This window comes from Microbacterium schleiferi, assembly GCF_020781975.1.
Classification (GTDB): domain Bacteria; phylum Actinomycetota; class Actinomycetes; order Actinomycetales; family Microbacteriaceae; genus Microbacterium.
In genome coordinates this window covers 62,018-76,214 of the sequence record NZ_JAJGNI010000010.1, presented here as the reverse complement: position 1 = coordinate 76,214, position 14,197 = coordinate 62,018, and the positions used below count along the sequence as shown (strand labels likewise).

Here is a 14,197-nt window from a genome sequence, read left to right as displayed (position 1 = left end):
CGGTCAGGCTGATCTGAGGCGGTACCGAAGCGCCGCGAGCTCGGCGTTCAGCTGAGCCGGGATGCGGCCATCGAAGACGCCGTAGAACTCTTCGGTGAGGTCAGCCTCGTGCAGCCACGAGGCCGGATCGACCGCGAACAGCTCATCGAGGTCTTCCTGCGGAACCTCGATGCCCTCGAGGTTGAGGTCCTCGACGCGCGGCAGGCGCCCGATGGGGCTGTCGAGCGCCGGCACCGTCTCGTCGACGCGACGGATGATCCACTCGATGACACGCGAGTTGTCGCCGAATCCGGGCCAGAGGAAGCGGCCATCCGCCCCCTTTCGGAACCAGTTGACCTGGAAGATCCGCGGCGCGCGATCGAACCGCAGCTGCTGGCCCATCTTGACCCAGTGGCCGAAGTAGTCGGCCATGTTGTAGCCGCAGAAGGGCAGCATCGCGAACGGGTCGCGACGCAGTTCACCGACCGTGCCCTCAGCAGCCGCGGTGCGCTCGGACGAGATCGTCGAGCCGAGGAAAACCCCGTGAACCCAGTCGGTTGCCTCGACCACGAGCGGAACGTTCGTGGCGCGGCGTCCGCCGAACAGGATTGCGTCGATCGGCACGCCCTGGGGCGCATCCCAGTCGTCCGCGATCTGCGGGCACTGGTCTGCGCGAACGGTGAAGCGGGAGTTCGGGTGCGCGGCGGGACGCCCCGATGCCGGGGTCCAGGGGTTGCCTTCCCAGTCGATGAGTTCGGCGGGAGCTTCGTCGGTCAGTCCCTCCCACCAGACGTCGCCATCGGGCCGGAGCGCGACATTCGTGAAGATCGTGTTGCCCCAGAGCGTTTCGACAGCCGTGACGTTGGTGGACTCGCCGGTCCCGGGTGCCACGCCGAAGAAGCCAGCCTCGGGGTTGATCGCCCAGAGACGCCCATCCTCGCCCGGGCGCAGCCACGCGATGTCGTCGCCGAGCGTCTCGACGCGCCATCCGGGAATCGTCGGGCGCAGCATCGCGAGGTTGGTTTTGCCGCACGCCGACGGGAACGCGGCGGCGAGATGGTACGCCTTGCCCTCGGGGCTGATGACGCGGATGAGCAGCATGTGCTCAGCCATCCACCCCTCGTCGCGGCCGATGACCGATGCGATACGAAGCGCGAAGCACTTCTTGGCGAGGATGGCGTTGCCGCCGTATCCGGAGCCGTACGACCACACCTCGAGGGTGTCGGGGAAGTGCACGATGTACTTCTCGTCGTTGCACGGCCAGGCGACATCCTCCTGACCGGGCGCGAGCGGCGCACCCACGGAGTGGACGGTCTTGACCCACGGCGACCCGCCTGCGATCTCGCGCAGGACGTCGGTGCCCACACGCGTCATGATGCCGATCGAGGTGACCGCGTAGGCACTGTCGGTGATCTGCACACCGATGTGCGACAGCGGTCCAGCGACGGGTCCCATCGAGAACGGCACGACATACATCGTGCGCCCGCGCATCGAGCCGTCGAACAGCGGAGTGATGGTGCCACGGATCTCGGCAGGGGCCACCCAGTTGTTGGTCGGGCCGGCGTCTTCTTCCCGCTCCGAGGCGATGAAGGTGCGCGCCTCGGTGCGGGCGACGTCGCTCGGGTGAGAGCGGGCGAGGTACGAGCCCGGGCGCCACTCGGGGTTGAGCTTGATGAGCTTGCCCTGTTCGACCTGCTCGCGCAGCAGCGCCTCGTTCTCGGCACGGGAGCCGTTCACCCAGTGGATGCGGTCGGGCTTGGTGAGCGCAGCGATCTCATCCACCCACTCGATCAGGGCGTCCATGCCGGGCCCGGAGATCGACGGCAGCTCGCCGGATGCCGACGCGGGCGCCGAAATAGTGGGGCGAGTAATGTCAGCGATGGCCATTGTCTCTCCTGTGGGCGACGTCGTCAGGGTTCTTTCTCCACTTTCCCGCACGCGAAGCGGGGTTTGAAGCCGTCTACCCCCATAAGAACCCCGATTCTTTCGCTAGCATCAAGGAATGGCACCCACGAACCTCGAACTGGTGACACTCGGGCACCGCATCCGTCACGAACGGGTGGCTCGCGGCTGGACGCTCGATGAGTTGGGTGCACAAGTGGGGGTCGCGGGCAGCCAGCTGAGCCTCATTGAGAACGGCAAGCGCGAGCCGAAGCTCTCGCTGCTGCAGGCAATCGCCCACGCGACGGGCCTGGAGGTCACCAATCTCCTGGCCGCTGAACCCCCGAATCGCCGTGCGGCGCTGGAGATCGAGCTGGAGCGCGCACAGGCAAGCCCCGTGTTTCGCAGCCTCGGCATCCCACCGGTCAAGGTCACCAAGGGGATGCCGGACGAGACGATCGAGTCGATTCTCGGACTGCACCGGGAGCTCGATCGCCGCGAGCGGGAAGCGATCGCGACGCCCGAAGAGGCGCGCCGAGCCAACACTGAGCTTCGCCTGCGGATGCGGGAGCGCGACAACTACCTTCCCGAGATCGAGAAGCTTGCCGAGAAACAGCTCGCTGCGGCCGGACACGTCTCGGGCGCGCTCACCCACCGCACTGTGAGCATCATGGCCGAGCGCCTCGGGTTCGAACTGCTCTACGTCAACGACCTTCCCCGGTCCGCGCGGTCGGTCACCGATCTCGAGAACGGCCGCATCTATCTACCCCCCGCATCGATCCCCGGCGGCCACGGGTTGCGCTCCATGGCTCTGCAGGCGATGGCGCACCGGCTGCTCGGACACCAGCGGCCCACCTCGTATGCCGACTTCCTGCAACAGCGCCTGGAGATCAACTACTTCGCCGCCTGCTGCCTCATCCCCGAGACCAATGGCGTCGCGTTCCTACAGCAGGCCAAGAAGGACCGCAACCTTGCCGTCGAGGACTTCCGTGACGCATTCGGCGTGACCCACGAGGCGGCTGCGATGCGGATGACGAACCTGATGACGCAGCACCTCGGCATCCGTCTGCACTTCTTGCGCGTCGACGGATCCGGAGCCATCTCGCGCGTCTATGAGAACGACGACCTTCCCCTGCCCATGGACGTCACAGGGGCGGTCGATGGGCAGATCGCGTGCCGCAAGTGGTCGGCCCGCGCTGCCTTCTCGGAGCAGAACCGCACGACCGAGCATTACCAGTACACCGACACTCCCGCCGGGACGTTCTGGTGTGCCACACAGACCGGCACCACAGCCGACGGCGAGTTCTCGATCAGCGTGGGCGTTCCGTTCGACGACGCCCGCTGGTTCCGCGGTCGCGAGACGACCAAACGCGCGGTCTCTTCGTGCCCCGACGAGGCGTGCTGCCGCCGGGCGCCCTCGGAGCTCACCTCTCGCTGGGAGGGCAAGGCGTGGCCGAGCGCCCGCGTGCACATGCAGATGTTCACCCCGCTCCCCCGAGGCAACTTCCCCGGCGTCGACGACTCCGAGGTGTACGCCTTCCTGGAGCGCCACGCCTGACGCGGCATCCGTGGCAGGGTGGATTCGTGCGAGCTTGGCTGATCCGCTTCGTGACTCTCTACGTTTTCGACGTCGTCGTGCTGCTCGTGATCGGTCTGATCATGCCGCAGGTCTCGGTCGGGTGGTCGGTGCTGTGGGCAGCGGTGATCCTCGCCCTGGCGACGCTCTGGGTCAAACCAGCCTTACGACGATGGTTGGGAGGCCGCGCCGAACGGTCAAGCCGAGACCTCACACGGACCGGCGCAAAGCTCGTTCAGGGCACCATCGTGCTCATCGTCGCAGCAGTCGTGTGGGTGCTCGTGGTCGTGCTCTCCGGCGTAGGCGTCGCTGGCTTCTTCTGGGGCTGGGTCATCCCGCCGGTGCTGTTTGTCATCGCATGGCTCATCTACGACGCCATCGATGACCGCCTCGAAGCGCACGCTGGCCGTCTCTGGGACGGCGCCCGCGGGCGCGACTCCCACGGCGGCTAGGAGTCCGCGCCACCATCTGATCCGGCATCCGCGTCGGATCTGTCGCCCTGCACGTGGGCGCCGCTCGCAGACTCGGCAGCGGCAACGCCGGCCGGGCCGCTACGGAGCCACGCGAGGATGAAGATGACCAGTCCAGCGATGAGCGCAGCGATCACCCAGAGCACGATGAGGTAGTCCACCCACGAGCCGATCGGCGGCGAGCCGGGGAGGAAGTTGCGCAGCGGGATCGTCGCGAACAACATCGCGCCGAACCAGCCGAGCATGGTCGCCTCAATCTTGCGGCGGCCCCGGTAGACGGTGATCGCTGCGGTTAGGACGAGAACAGGTGCGATCACCATCAGCGTCAACAGCACGACGCCGAAAGCGATCGTGGATGCCGCGCGCGTGATGGTGAACTGCACCCCGAGGGTTGTGATCAGCCCGTCCTCGGTGGCCATAGCGGGCAACTCCACCGCCTGGGCGGTGACGTTCCAACCCGGGACTCGACCATCGACCGCGAGTTCGTACGGGATCGGCACGCCCTCACCGTCCGCAGCTTCGCGCAGCGGCACGATCATCGTGTCAGTCGTGTACCTGTCAAACGGCCACTGCTCGATGAATCCGTCGAGCGTGAGCGTGACGGTCTCGGCACCCACGACCTCGTCCGCGCCGTATGTGATCGTGCGCGACCCGTCGGTTCCGGTGACCAGGACGTGCACCGTTTCGTCCATCGAGAACTGGTCGGACGAGTAGGACCCGAGGTCGGGACCGGGCGTGATTCGCAGTGTGAGGTGGCTCGCCGCACCGTCAACGTCGGCAGGAGTCAGGGTGAGCACGAGCGGTTGCCCAGAGCCGCCGCTAGCCACAGACGCACGCTCGATGCGTCCACCTGACGCGTAGAGCAGAACCACGACGACGTACAACAGAACGAGGGCGAGGATGCCGCCCACCATCGCCGCACGGCGGCCGCGGCGTCGCGCAGGAGTCGAGGACGTCACGGCGTCATTGTGCCAGAGCGAGGAGGCCGCCGCGCCTCGCCCCGGCGGTCCAATTCAGCGGGCCAAGCGTTCGGCGGTCTCCACGACGTTCGCGACGAGCATCGCGCGGGTCATGGGTCCGACGCCGCCCGGGTTCGGCGAAAGCCAGCCGGCGACCTCCGCAACGGCTGGATCGACATCCCCGGCAAGCTTCGCGCGCCCGGTCTCGGTAGTTCCGACGCGGGTCACGCCGACATCCAGCACTGCAGCGCCCGGCGCAATCCACTCGGGCTTTACCAGGTGCGGCTGCCCGACGGCGGCCACCACGATGTCGGCTCGGCGCACCTGCGCCTCCAGGTCAGGAGTGCGTGAGTGAGTGAGTGTCACTGTCGCGTCGGTGCCCTTGCGGGTCAGCAGAAGCCCGAGTGGGCGACCGACGGTGATTCCGCGCCCGATGACGGTGACGTGCTTGCCTGCGATCTGCACGCCATGACGGGTGAGGAGTTCGATGATCCCGGCGGGTGTGCACGGCAGGGGTGCAGGTACGGCCGTTGCGGGGTCAACGCCCAGGACGAGCCGGCCGAGGTTCGTGGGATGCAGGCCGTCGGCATCCTTGTCGGGATCGATCAGCTCAAGGATGGCGTTCTCATCGATGCCCTTCGGCAACGGCAGCTGCACGATGAACCCGGTGACGGCAGGATCCGCGTTGAGCGCACGGACGGCATCCGCGATCTCGTCCTGCGTCGCCGTCGCGGGCAGCTCGACAGCGATCGATGCGACACCGACCTCCGCGCAGTCGCGGTGCTTGCCGGTGACGTAGGAGCGCGAGGCGCCGTCATCGCCGACGAGCAGAGTACCCAGGCCAGGCACGATGCCCCGCTCCGCGAGGGCAGCGACGCGGTCACGCAGCTCCCCCTTGATCGCGGCGGCTGTCGCGGTGCCATCGAGCAGTTGTGCAGTCATTCGCGTCTCCTGTCGTCATCCCGCGACATCCGCGTCCCGGGACGGATAACTACGTCCATAGGTATTCTACGGATGCCGGGTCCCGTCAGCCAGAGCCGGCTGCCGAAGCCCCGCCCACCGTTGGCCACGGGCCCGTGCACGCCGTCCTTACTGCGACAGCCCCGGGTAGAGCGGGAAGGCTTCGGTCAGCGTCGCGACGCGCGCACGCAGGGCATCGATATCGGGGTTCGGCAGCAACGCGAGCGCGATGATGTCGGCAACCTCGGCGAACTCGGCGTCCCCGAAACCGCGAGTGGCAAGCGCCGGCGTCCCGATCCGAAGACCGGAGGTGACCATCGGCGGGCGCGGGTCATTGGGGACGGCGTTGCGATTGACGGTGATCTGGATCTCGTGCAGCAGATCCTCCGCCTGCTTCCCATCGATCGCCGCGTTTCGCAGGTCGACCAGCACGAGGTGCACGTCGGTGCCACCGGATCTGACGGCGATGCCGGCATCTGCGACATCGCGCTGGGCGAGCCGGTCGGCGAGGATCTTCGCACCGCGGATCGTGCGCTGCTGCCGCTCCCGGAACTCCGGGGTCGCAGCCAGCTTGAAGGCCGTCGCCTTCGCCGCGATCACGTGCATGAGGGGGCCGCCCTGCTGCCCCGGGAAGACCGCCGAGTTGATCTTCTTCGCGATCGCTTCGTCGTTGGTCAGGATGAATCCCGAGCGGGGCCCGCCGATGGTCTTGTGCACGGTGGATGACACCACGTGCGCGTGCGGCACGGGTGAGGGGTGCACGCCGCCGGCCACGAGCCCGGCGAAGTGAGCCATGTCGACCCACAACAGCGCGTCGACCTCGTCGGCGATCTCGCGGAAGCGCGCGAAGTCCAGCTGGCGTGGGTACGCAGACCACCCCGCGATGATGACCTGCGGACGGTGTTCGAGCGCGAGGCGGCGCACCTCGTCCATGTCGATCAGACTCGTCTCGGGGTCGACGCCGTAGGCGACGATGTCGTACAGACGCCCAGAGAAGTTCGCCTTCATGCCGTGCGTGAGGTGCCCGCCGTGATCGAGAGATAGACCCAGGATCGTGTCACCGGGGCGGGCGATGGCGTGCAGGACCGCGGCATTGGCTGTCGCGCCCGAGTGGGGCTGCACGTTCGCGTACGCGGCACCGAACAGGTCCTTCGCGCGCGCGATCGCAAGCTCTTCGGCCACGTCGACCTCTTCGCAACCGCCGTAGTAGCGCTTGCCCGGGTAGCCCTCGGCGTACTTGTTCGTGAGCACCGAGCCCTGCGACTGCAGCACCGAAACGGGAACGAAGTTCTCGGAGGCGATCATCTCGAGGTAGCTCTGCTGACGAGCGAGCTCCCGATCGAGGACCTGAGCGATCTCGGGATCGACTTCGGCGAGTGGGGCGGTGAAGAACGAGTCGCTCATGGCGTGTGCTCCTTGTGCTGCGGGGCGGGGACGACGGCTTCGGGTGGGGTTCCGTCTCGACCCAGGCGTGCGGTCGAGTACCGTGTCGGTCGCTCCCCGGTGGTCATCCACCTCAACGCCAGTCGCGACACCCCGAGCATAGCGGATCGCGCTACGCCCTCGATCCGCGACCGAGCGGTTGGTAGAGTGACTCAACGCTATTTGTTAGGACTCTTTACATGACCGGGACGCAGCCCCGTGACGCCGCCGCCTTCCCGTGGCCGGTTCCTCTCCCCCGCGACGCGGCAGCGGTCGAAGGACCGGGATTCACCCTGCAAGCGCGGACGGCGGTCACCGGCGATCAGACAGCCGTCGGCATCCTGACGAACCTGGCGTCTGCGCGAACCGACGGCGAGATCGACCTCGACCCGACGGCTGCGGGCCCCGGCATCACTCTGTCCATCACGGATGCCGAAACCCCCGAGTCCTACCGGCTGATCACTTCAACAGACGGCGTCGCCGTGACCGGGTCGGATGAGGCGGGGCTGTTCTACGGCATCCAGACCCTGACGCAGCTGATCGCGCGGACCGACGACGGATGGCGCATCCCGGCCGTAGAGATCGCTGACTCGCCGCGCTTCGCTTACCGCGGCGTCATGCTTGATGTCGCACGCCACTTCTCCCCGGTCGAGGTGGTGCTCGGTGTGATCGACCGGGCGGCGCAGCTGAAGCTGAACCACCTCCATCTGCACCTGACCGATGATCAGGGGTGGCGGATCGAGATCCCCTCCCGGCCCGAGTTGACACGGCTGGCATCCGCAACCGCCATCGGCGGTGACCCCGGCGGCCTCTACACCGCCGAGGACTACGCGCGGATCGTCGCGTACGCGGCGGCCCGCCACATGACAGTGGTGCCCGAGATCGATCTTCCCGGTCACACCCACGCTGTCGGCCTCGCCTACCCCGACCTGGTCGAAGAGCCGGTGATCTCCGACCACATTCGCGAAGTCGTCGAGACATACGGCAGCACGCTTCCCGTCGCGGGCGAGCCATACGAAGGCCTCGCCGTCGGCTTCTCGTCGCTGCGGATCGGCGACGCGGCGACAGAGGCCTTCGTGACGGACGTCGTCACCGATCTCGCCGCGATGACGCCCGGCCCGTACCTGCACGTCGGCGGCGACGAGGCCTTGGGGACGGATCCCGCCGATTACGCCGAGTTCGTGAGCCTCGCGTCACGCATCGTTGCGGATGCCGGGAAGGTGCCCGTGATGTGGCACGAGGCCGGCGCAGCGAGCGACCTGCATCCGGGAACCGTCGGCCACTACTGGGGATTCGTCTCACCGACCGACGGTACGGACGACAAAGCACGGGGCTTCGTCACACGCGGCGGGCGCATCATCCTGTCGCCAGCCGACGCCGTCTACCTCGACATGAAGGATGCCGCGGACTCGGAGCTGGGCCTCACCTGGGCGAACGGTGTCACGAGCGTGGAACGCGCCTACGCATGGGAACCGGGGACGGTGCTCGACGGGGTGGCCGAGAGCGACATCCTGGGGGTCGAGGCCGCGCTGTGGACCGAGACCGTCCGCAGTCCCGACGACATCGACACGCTGATGTTCCCGCGGATCGCTGCTGCTGCCGAGGCAGCCTGGTCTCCCGCCAGCGACCTGAACCCCCTGCGCACGTGGGACTCTTTCCGCGAGCGGGTCGGCGCGCTCGACGTGCTCTGGAGTGCGCTCGGCATCCGTTTCCGCCGCTCGCCCGAGATCCCGTGGCGGGACGAGGAAACGTCGTGAGCGCCACGATCATCCACAGCGCCCGGCTCGTCTCGGACGGATCCGAGACAGCCGACGCGTGGGTCGAGATGCGCGGCGGCACCATAGCCGCGGTGGGAGAGGGAGAGACCTGGCGGTCACGCACCTCCTCGGCGACGGTCATCGCCGCGAGGGACGTAGCCGGGCCCGGCGCCATCCTCACGCCGGGGTTCGTCGACATCCACGGCCACGGCGGCGGCGGGTTCTCGTACGAGAGCGATGAGTCGGACATCCGCGCCGCCCGAGCCCTGCATCTGGCACGCGGCACGACGCGCGCAGTCCTTTCGCTCGTCTCGGGCTCGCTCGAGCACCTCACCGCCCAGGCTGCGCGGATCGCAGCGATGACGCACACGGATGCCGGCATCCTCGGCACGCACCTCGAGGGGCCGTTCCTGGATCCCGGTCACCGCGGCGCCCACGACCCCGCGGCCCTCCGGGAGGCAACTCCGGACGCCGTCGCCGCGCTCCTCGCAGCCGGCGCGGGGACGATCCGGCAGATCACCGTGGCACCGGAGCTGCCGGGAGCACCGAAGACGATCCGAACCTTCGTGGATGCGGGAGTCGCTGTCGCGGTCGGTCACACGGATGCGGACGCCGAGGCGACGCGTGCGGCGTTCGAAGCCGGCGCGAGCATCCTGACCCACGCGTTCAACGCGATGCCTCCCTTGCACCACCGTGCGCCGGGGCCGGTCGGGGCGGCTACCGCCGACCCGCGCGCGACGCTCGAGGTGATCGCCGACGGCGTGCACGTTGACCCGGAGCTCATCCGGATCCTGTTCGCCGCGGCGCCGGGGCGGATCGCGCTCATCACCGACGCGATGGCCGCGGCGGGCGCCCGCGATGGCCGGTACACGCTCGGCGAGCTGGAGGTGGATGTCGTCGACGGGGTGGCCCGCGTTGCAGGAACGAGCACGATCGCGGGGTCGACCCTCACTCAGGATGCCGCGCTTCGCGTTGCCCTCGAGGCCGGCATCGACCTGCCCTCGGCCTTGGACGCGCTCACCCGTGCGCCGGCGGCAGCGATCGGCGTCGACGACCGACTCGGCATCCTGCGTGAAGGTTTCGCCGCTGACGCCGTGCTGCTGGATGCCGCGCTCGCGCCGCGCGCGGTCTGGCTCGATGGCCGCCGCATGCGCTGACGCCAGCACCCGTGCCTGGGGCAACGGAAAGATGGGCTCGAACTGTCCCGTCCCGGCTCGGAAGCGACCAGATGCGCCCACCTTTGTCGCGGAAGCGACCAGATGCGCCCAACTGACGCGGCCTAGACTGGAAACATGCCCGAATCAGCGACCCCGTCCGGCGTTCCCGCAGGGACCCGCCCGGCGTTGAGCGCGGTCGACGTGCTCGCCGTTCTGTGCGAACTCTTCGCGTTCGGGACTCTCGCGTTCTGGGGCTTCGCCGCCTGGCCCTTCCCCTGGAACATCGTCGCCGGCATCGTCGCGCCGGTGGTCGCCATCCTGCTGTGGGCGCTGTTCGTTTCGCCCCGGGCCGTCATCGTCGTCCACCCGTTCCTGCGGGCCGTGGTCGAGCTCCTCGTGTATGTCTCGGCGACGATCGCCTGGTGGAGCGTGGGCCTTGTCTGGGTCGGCCTGATCTTCGGGGTCATCGCCGTCACCGTCGGCGTGCTCGCGGGGCGCCGCCGGCTGGCATGAGCGACCGAGAGGTCCTCGCGCAGCTGCGTGCCGAACTCGGCCACGCGCTCGACACGTCGGATGCCTCTCTCGAGGCCGCCCGCGCCGACAAGTCCGGTCACGCCAGCACCGGCCGTCCTCTCGCGGTCGTGCACGCCCGGAGCGTCGAAGAGGTGCAGGCGACCCTGCGCATCGCGTCGGTCACGGGGACACCCGTCGTCACCCGCGGTGCCGGGACGGGGCTCGCGGGCGGTGCGAATGCCGGACCCGGCGAGATCGCCCTCTCGGTTCGGGCGATGGATCGCATCGTGGAGGTACGGCCCGACGACCTGCTCGCCGTGGTCGAGCCCGGCATCCTGAACGCGGACCTGAACCGCGCGCTTGCCGAGTACGGCCTGTGGTGGGCGCCCGACCCCGCCAGCCGCGACATCTCCACAGTCGGCGGCAACATCGCCACGGGAGCGGGCGGACTACTGTGCGCCAAGTACGGCGTGGTGCGGGATGCCGTCCTCGGCGTCGATATCGTCCTCGCCGACGGGCGACTCCTGCACCTCGGTCACCGCACGGTCAAGGGCGTCACAGGGCTCGACCTCACATCTCTCGTAGTCGGTTCCGAGGGCATCCTCGGCGTCGTGGTTGGTGCGACCCTGAAGCTGCGGCGACTCGTGCCCGGCGAGGTGTGCACCATCGCCGCAACCTTCACGGATGTCGGCACCGCCGCGAGTGCGTGCAGCGCAGTCACCGCCGCGGGACTGCAACCGGCGATCATGGAGCTGCTGGATGCCGCAGCCCTGACGGCCATCCATGAGTTGCTGGGCCTTGCCGCGCCGACCCCGGGCGCGGCGCACGTGACGATCCAGACCGATGGCGCTGCGGCGGCAGCTGACGCGGCGGCGATCACCGCTGTCCTCGAGGCAGCGGGAGGAACCGTCGCCGTGTCCACCGACCGCGACGAGGGCGAGCGGCTGCTCGCGATCCGCCGGTCGGTGCATCCCGCGATGGCACGCCTGGGCACGACCCTCATCGAGGACGTTTCGGTACCACGCTCAGCGCTCGCGGCGATGTTCGCGCGCATCGCCGACATCGAGCGCCGCTACGGCCTCGTGATTCCCACCGTCGCTCACGCTGGCGATGGGAACCTGCATCCGAACTTCATCTTCGACGGTCCCGACGTGCCCGCGGCGATCTGGGAAGCCGCCGATGAGCTGTTTCGTGCCGCGCTCGAGCTCGGCGGAACTCTCACCGGCGAGCACGGTATCGGGGTGCTCAAGCGACGGTGGCTCGCGGACGAACTCGGCGATGACCAGTGGGAGCTGCAGCGCCAGATCGCGCGTGTCTTCGATCCGCAGGGGATCCTGAACCCCGGCAAAGTGTTCGGGCCGTGAGCGACACCGTGAGTGGGGTCATCCACGTCAGCGCGGCAGTCATCGTGTCGACCGACGGCCGCGCCCTCGTCGTGCGCAAGCATGGCGCTACCGTCTTTCAGCAACCGGGCGGAAAGCCCGACCCCGGCGAGAGCGCGATGGATGCCGTCATCCGTGAGATCGCAGAAGAGACCGGCATCCGGGCCGCGGCTGAAGATCTCGTCCCGCTCGGCCGGTTCGAAGCTGCCGCGGCCAACGAGCCGGGACACCGCGTCATCGCCGATGCGTTCGTGCTGCGAGTGAGCGAGGCCCGAGCTGACGCCAGCGCCGAGATCGCTGAGCTGCGCTGGATCACCGAGCACGAGGTTGCATCGACGCCGCTCGCACCCCTCAGCCGAACGCACCTGATCGGTTTCGCGTGGAGTGACTCCGCTGCTTAACCCCAGCCCTGCCGGCGCACGGCGCTCGGCCTACAAGCCCTGCCAGTCCGGCTTGTTCGCGTAGGCATACCGGTAGTACTCGGCCCGAGCGAGTTCGGCTGCGGCATCCTCATCGACGACGACGGTGACGTGCGGATGAAGCTGAATCGCCGAACCGGGGACGGATGCCGACAGTGGGCCCTCGACGGCGGCGGCGAGAGCCGCGGCCTTGGCGCTCCCGAACGCGAGGAGCACGAGGTGGTCTGCCTCGAGAATCGTGCCGAGGCCCTGCGTGATGCAGTGCATCGGCACCTCGTCCGGCGAGGCAAAGAAGCGCGCATTGTCGGTGCGTGTCTGTTCCGTGAGTGTCTTGACGCGCGTGCGAGAGGCGAACGACGAGCCCGGCTCGTTGAAACCGATGTGCCCGTCGGTACCGATCCCGAGGATCTGCAGGGCGATGCCACCAGCATCCATGATCGCTGCCTCATAGATCTCGCCGGCGTGCGCGACTCCGTCGAGACGCCCATCGGGGACGCGAATGCGCGCCGGGTCCAGCCCCAACGGCTCGACCACTTCGCGCGTGATGACCGACCGATAGCTCTGCGGGTGTGCGGGATCGAGGCCCACGTACTCGTCGAGGGCGAACCCGCGCACCGTTGACACGTCGACGCCCGCGAGGGCGGGCACCAGCGCCTGATATACCGGGAGCGGCGTCGAGCCGGTCGCGAGTCCGAGCACGAGGTCAGGCGTCGCGCGGATACGCCGCGCGATCTCGCTCGCGACCAGCTTCCCGCCTGCCTCGCGGCCCGGGACGATGATGACTTCAGCCATGGGAAAGGACCTCTCTTTCGTCTGCAGCTTCAGTGCCGATGAGCGCCGCTCCGAGCGCTGCGGCAGGCGCACCCGCGGGGAGGATCTCAACGCGGTCGACCAGCTGGAGTGAACGCAGGAATGCCGATTCCCGCGCGCTCGCCTCCAGCTGAGCAGCCACCTCGCTCTGCAGTCGGGTGCCGAGAGCGGTGATGCCGCCGCCGAGGACCACGGTGTCGACATCCGCGGTGAGCACGAGCACCCGGATAGCGGCGGCGACGCCTCGGGCGAGGTCGGTTCGCACCAGCACGGCTGCCGCATCACCGCCGTCGGCAGCGTCGAAGACGTCTCGAATCGGGAGCGCGCCGGGCCTGCCCCACCGGGCTGACACCGCGCCTCCGCCGGCCAGCGCCTCGATGCAGCCGCATTGGCCGCAGCGGCACACGGGTCCCGCCGGATCGATCGACAGGTGCCCGATCTCTCCGGCACCACCGCGCGCCCCGCGCCAGAGCACGCCCCCCGTCACGATGGCGGCGGCTATCCCCGTCCCGAGGTTCAGATACCCCATCGAGAGCGTCCCGCCCCGCAGCGAGGCAGCACCCAGTGCCGCTGCCTTGACGTCGTTCTCGACGCGCACGGGCACTCCGAGGACCGGAGCGACGGCGGCGGCAAGATCGAGCGTCTCGACGCCGAGGTTGACGGCGTGTTCGACCCGGCCTGACCCCGGTTCGATCCGGCCGGGAATCCCGATCCCCACCGACCGGACATCCGCCGCTGTGAGCGCGGGATCAGCCTGCAGCGACGAGACCGCAGCAAGGATCGTCTGCACGACGGCATCCGGACCCCACCCGGTGGCCAGGCGCGTGCGGGAGACGATGGTGCCGTTCGGGGCGACGGCGACAGCATCCGTCTTGGTTCCCCCGACATCGAGGCCGAGTCTCATCGTCCGCC

The 14,197-nt window shown here is 68.6% G+C and carries 13 protein-coding genes and 1 riboswitch; of the genes, 7 read left to right on the top strand and 6 right to left on the bottom strand.

Translation table 11 applies throughout. From position 1 onward, the window contains the following. Window positions 1–3 precede the first annotated feature (3 nt). Window positions 4–1,866 (bottom strand): phosphoenolpyruvate carboxykinase (GTP), encoded by a 1,863-nt coding sequence (locus tag LL236_RS12425; protein WP_228179159.1) that lies wholly within the window; start codon window positions 1,864–1,866, stop codon window positions 4–6. Between the two features lie 115 nt (window positions 1,867–1,981). Here LL236_RS12425 and LL236_RS12420 point away from each other — a divergent pair, with 115 nt between their 5' ends. After that, entirely contained in the window at window positions 1,982–3,418 is a 1,437-nt protein-coding gene (locus LL236_RS12420; protein WP_228179158.1) for an XRE family transcriptional regulator, read from the top strand. 26 nt (window positions 3,419–3,444) lie between these two features. Continuing rightward, window positions 3,445–3,888 (top strand): hypothetical protein, encoded by a 444-nt coding sequence (locus LL236_RS12415; protein WP_228179157.1) that lies wholly within the window; start codon window positions 3,445–3,447, stop codon window positions 3,886–3,888. Here the strand turns inward: LL236_RS12415 and LL236_RS12410 are convergent. The 3 genes from LL236_RS12410 to glyA all read right to left on the bottom strand — a co-directional run bounded on the left by LL236_RS12410 (window position 3,885) and on the right by glyA (window position 7,229). After that, window positions 3,885–4,865 carry a DUF4436 family protein gene (locus tag LL236_RS12410; protein WP_228179156.1) on the bottom strand — a complete coding sequence of 327 codons (981 nt, stop codon included), beginning with the start codon at window positions 4,863–4,865 and terminating at the stop codon, window positions 3,885–3,887. The genes LL236_RS12415 and LL236_RS12410 overlap by 4 nt on opposite strands. 54 nt (window positions 4,866–4,919) lie before the next feature. Beyond that, window positions 4,920–5,807: a bifunctional methylenetetrahydrofolate dehydrogenase/methenyltetrahydrofolate cyclohydrolase gene (locus LL236_RS12405; RefSeq protein WP_228179155.1), complete on the bottom strand. Its 888-nt coding sequence runs from the start codon at window positions 5,805–5,807 to the stop codon at window positions 4,920–4,922. 147 nt (window positions 5,808–5,954) lie between these two features. After that, window positions 5,955–7,229: a serine hydroxymethyltransferase gene (gene glyA / locus LL236_RS12400; RefSeq protein WP_228179154.1), complete on the bottom strand. Its 1,275-nt coding sequence runs from the start codon at window positions 7,227–7,229 to the stop codon at window positions 5,955–5,957. A 52-nt stretch (window positions 7,230–7,281) separates the two neighbouring features. Next, window positions 7,282–7,365: riboswitch (ZMP/ZTP riboswitch) on the bottom strand. A gap of 82 nt (window positions 7,366–7,447) precedes the next feature. Between glyA and LL236_RS12395 the strand changes: the two genes are divergently transcribed. The 5 genes from LL236_RS12395 (at window position 7,448) to LL236_RS12375 (ending at window position 12,457) form a co-directional block, all read left to right on the top strand. Next, entirely contained in the window at window positions 7,448–9,004 is a 1,557-nt protein-coding gene (locus tag LL236_RS12395) for a family 20 glycosylhydrolase (protein WP_228179153.1), read from the top strand. After that, complete coding sequence (gene nagA / locus LL236_RS12390; protein ID WP_228179152.1) at window positions 9,001–10,161, top strand: N-acetylglucosamine-6-phosphate deacetylase; 1,161 nt, start codon at window positions 9,001–9,003, stop codon at window positions 10,159–10,161. The genes LL236_RS12395 and nagA overlap by 4 nt, the downstream gene beginning before the upstream one ends. Window positions 10,162–10,296: 135 nt before the next feature. Further along, window positions 10,297–10,674, top strand: coding sequence for a YrdB family protein (locus LL236_RS12385; protein WP_228179151.1), 378 nt, complete (start codon window positions 10,297–10,299; stop codon window positions 10,672–10,674). Further along, window positions 10,671–12,038, top strand: coding sequence for an FAD-binding oxidoreductase (locus LL236_RS12380; RefSeq protein ID WP_228179150.1), 1,368 nt, complete (start codon window positions 10,671–10,673; stop codon window positions 12,036–12,038). The genes LL236_RS12385 and LL236_RS12380 overlap by 4 nt, the downstream gene beginning before the upstream one ends. Further along, window positions 12,035–12,457, top strand: coding sequence for an NUDIX hydrolase (locus tag LL236_RS12375; protein WP_228179149.1), 423 nt, complete (start codon window positions 12,035–12,037; stop codon window positions 12,455–12,457). Before LL236_RS12380 ends, LL236_RS12375 begins: the two co-directional genes overlap by 4 nt. 30 nt (window positions 12,458–12,487) lie before the next feature. Here LL236_RS12375 and nagB read toward each other — a convergent pair whose 3' ends face one another. Together nagB and LL236_RS12365 are read right to left on the bottom strand one after the other, a co-directional pair. Further along, the gene (gene nagB / locus LL236_RS12370; RefSeq protein ID WP_228179148.1) at window positions 12,488–13,267 is read right to left on the bottom strand and encodes a glucosamine-6-phosphate deaminase; all 780 of its coding nucleotides are present in this window, start codon (window positions 13,265–13,267) and stop codon (window positions 12,488–12,490) included. Further along, window positions 13,260–14,189 carry an ROK family protein gene (locus LL236_RS12365; RefSeq protein ID WP_228179147.1) on the bottom strand — a complete coding sequence of 310 codons (930 nt, stop codon included), beginning with the start codon at window positions 14,187–14,189 and terminating at the stop codon, window positions 13,260–13,262. The genes nagB and LL236_RS12365 overlap by 8 nt, the downstream gene beginning before the upstream one ends. Between the last annotated feature and the right edge of the window lie 8 nt (window positions 14,190–14,197).

Bases quoted from the DNA above. Each gene is read 5' to 3' on its own strand.
- LL236_RS12425 (WP_228179159.1), bottom strand. From the start codon at position 1,866: ATGGCCATCGCTGACATTACTCGCCCCACTATTTCGGCGCCCGCGTCG.
- LL236_RS12420 (WP_228179158.1), top strand. From the start codon at position 1,982: ATGGCACCCACGAACCTCGAACTGGTGACACTCGGGCACCGCATCCGT.
- LL236_RS12405 (WP_228179155.1), bottom strand. From the start codon at position 5,807: ATGACTGCACAACTGCTCGATGGCACCGCGACAGCCGCCGCGATCAAG.
- glyA (WP_228179154.1), bottom strand. From the start codon at position 7,229: ATGAGCGACTCGTTCTTCACCGCCCCACTCGCCGAAGTCGATCCCGAG.
- LL236_RS12395 (WP_228179153.1), top strand. From the start codon at position 7,448: ATGACCGGGACGCAGCCCCGTGACGCCGCCGCCTTCCCGTGGCCGGTT.
- LL236_RS12385 (WP_228179151.1), top strand. From the start codon at position 10,297: ATGCCCGAATCAGCGACCCCGTCCGGCGTTCCCGCAGGGACCCGCCCG.
- LL236_RS12380 (WP_228179150.1), top strand. From the start codon at position 10,671: ATGAGCGACCGAGAGGTCCTCGCGCAGCTGCGTGCCGAACTCGGCCAC.
- nagB (WP_228179148.1), bottom strand. From the start codon at position 13,267: ATGGCTGAAGTCATCATCGTCCCGGGCCGCGAGGCAGGCGGGAAGCTG.
- LL236_RS12365 (WP_228179147.1), bottom strand. From the start codon at position 14,189: ATGAGACTCGGCCTCGATGTCGGGGGAACCAAGACGGATGCTGTCGCC.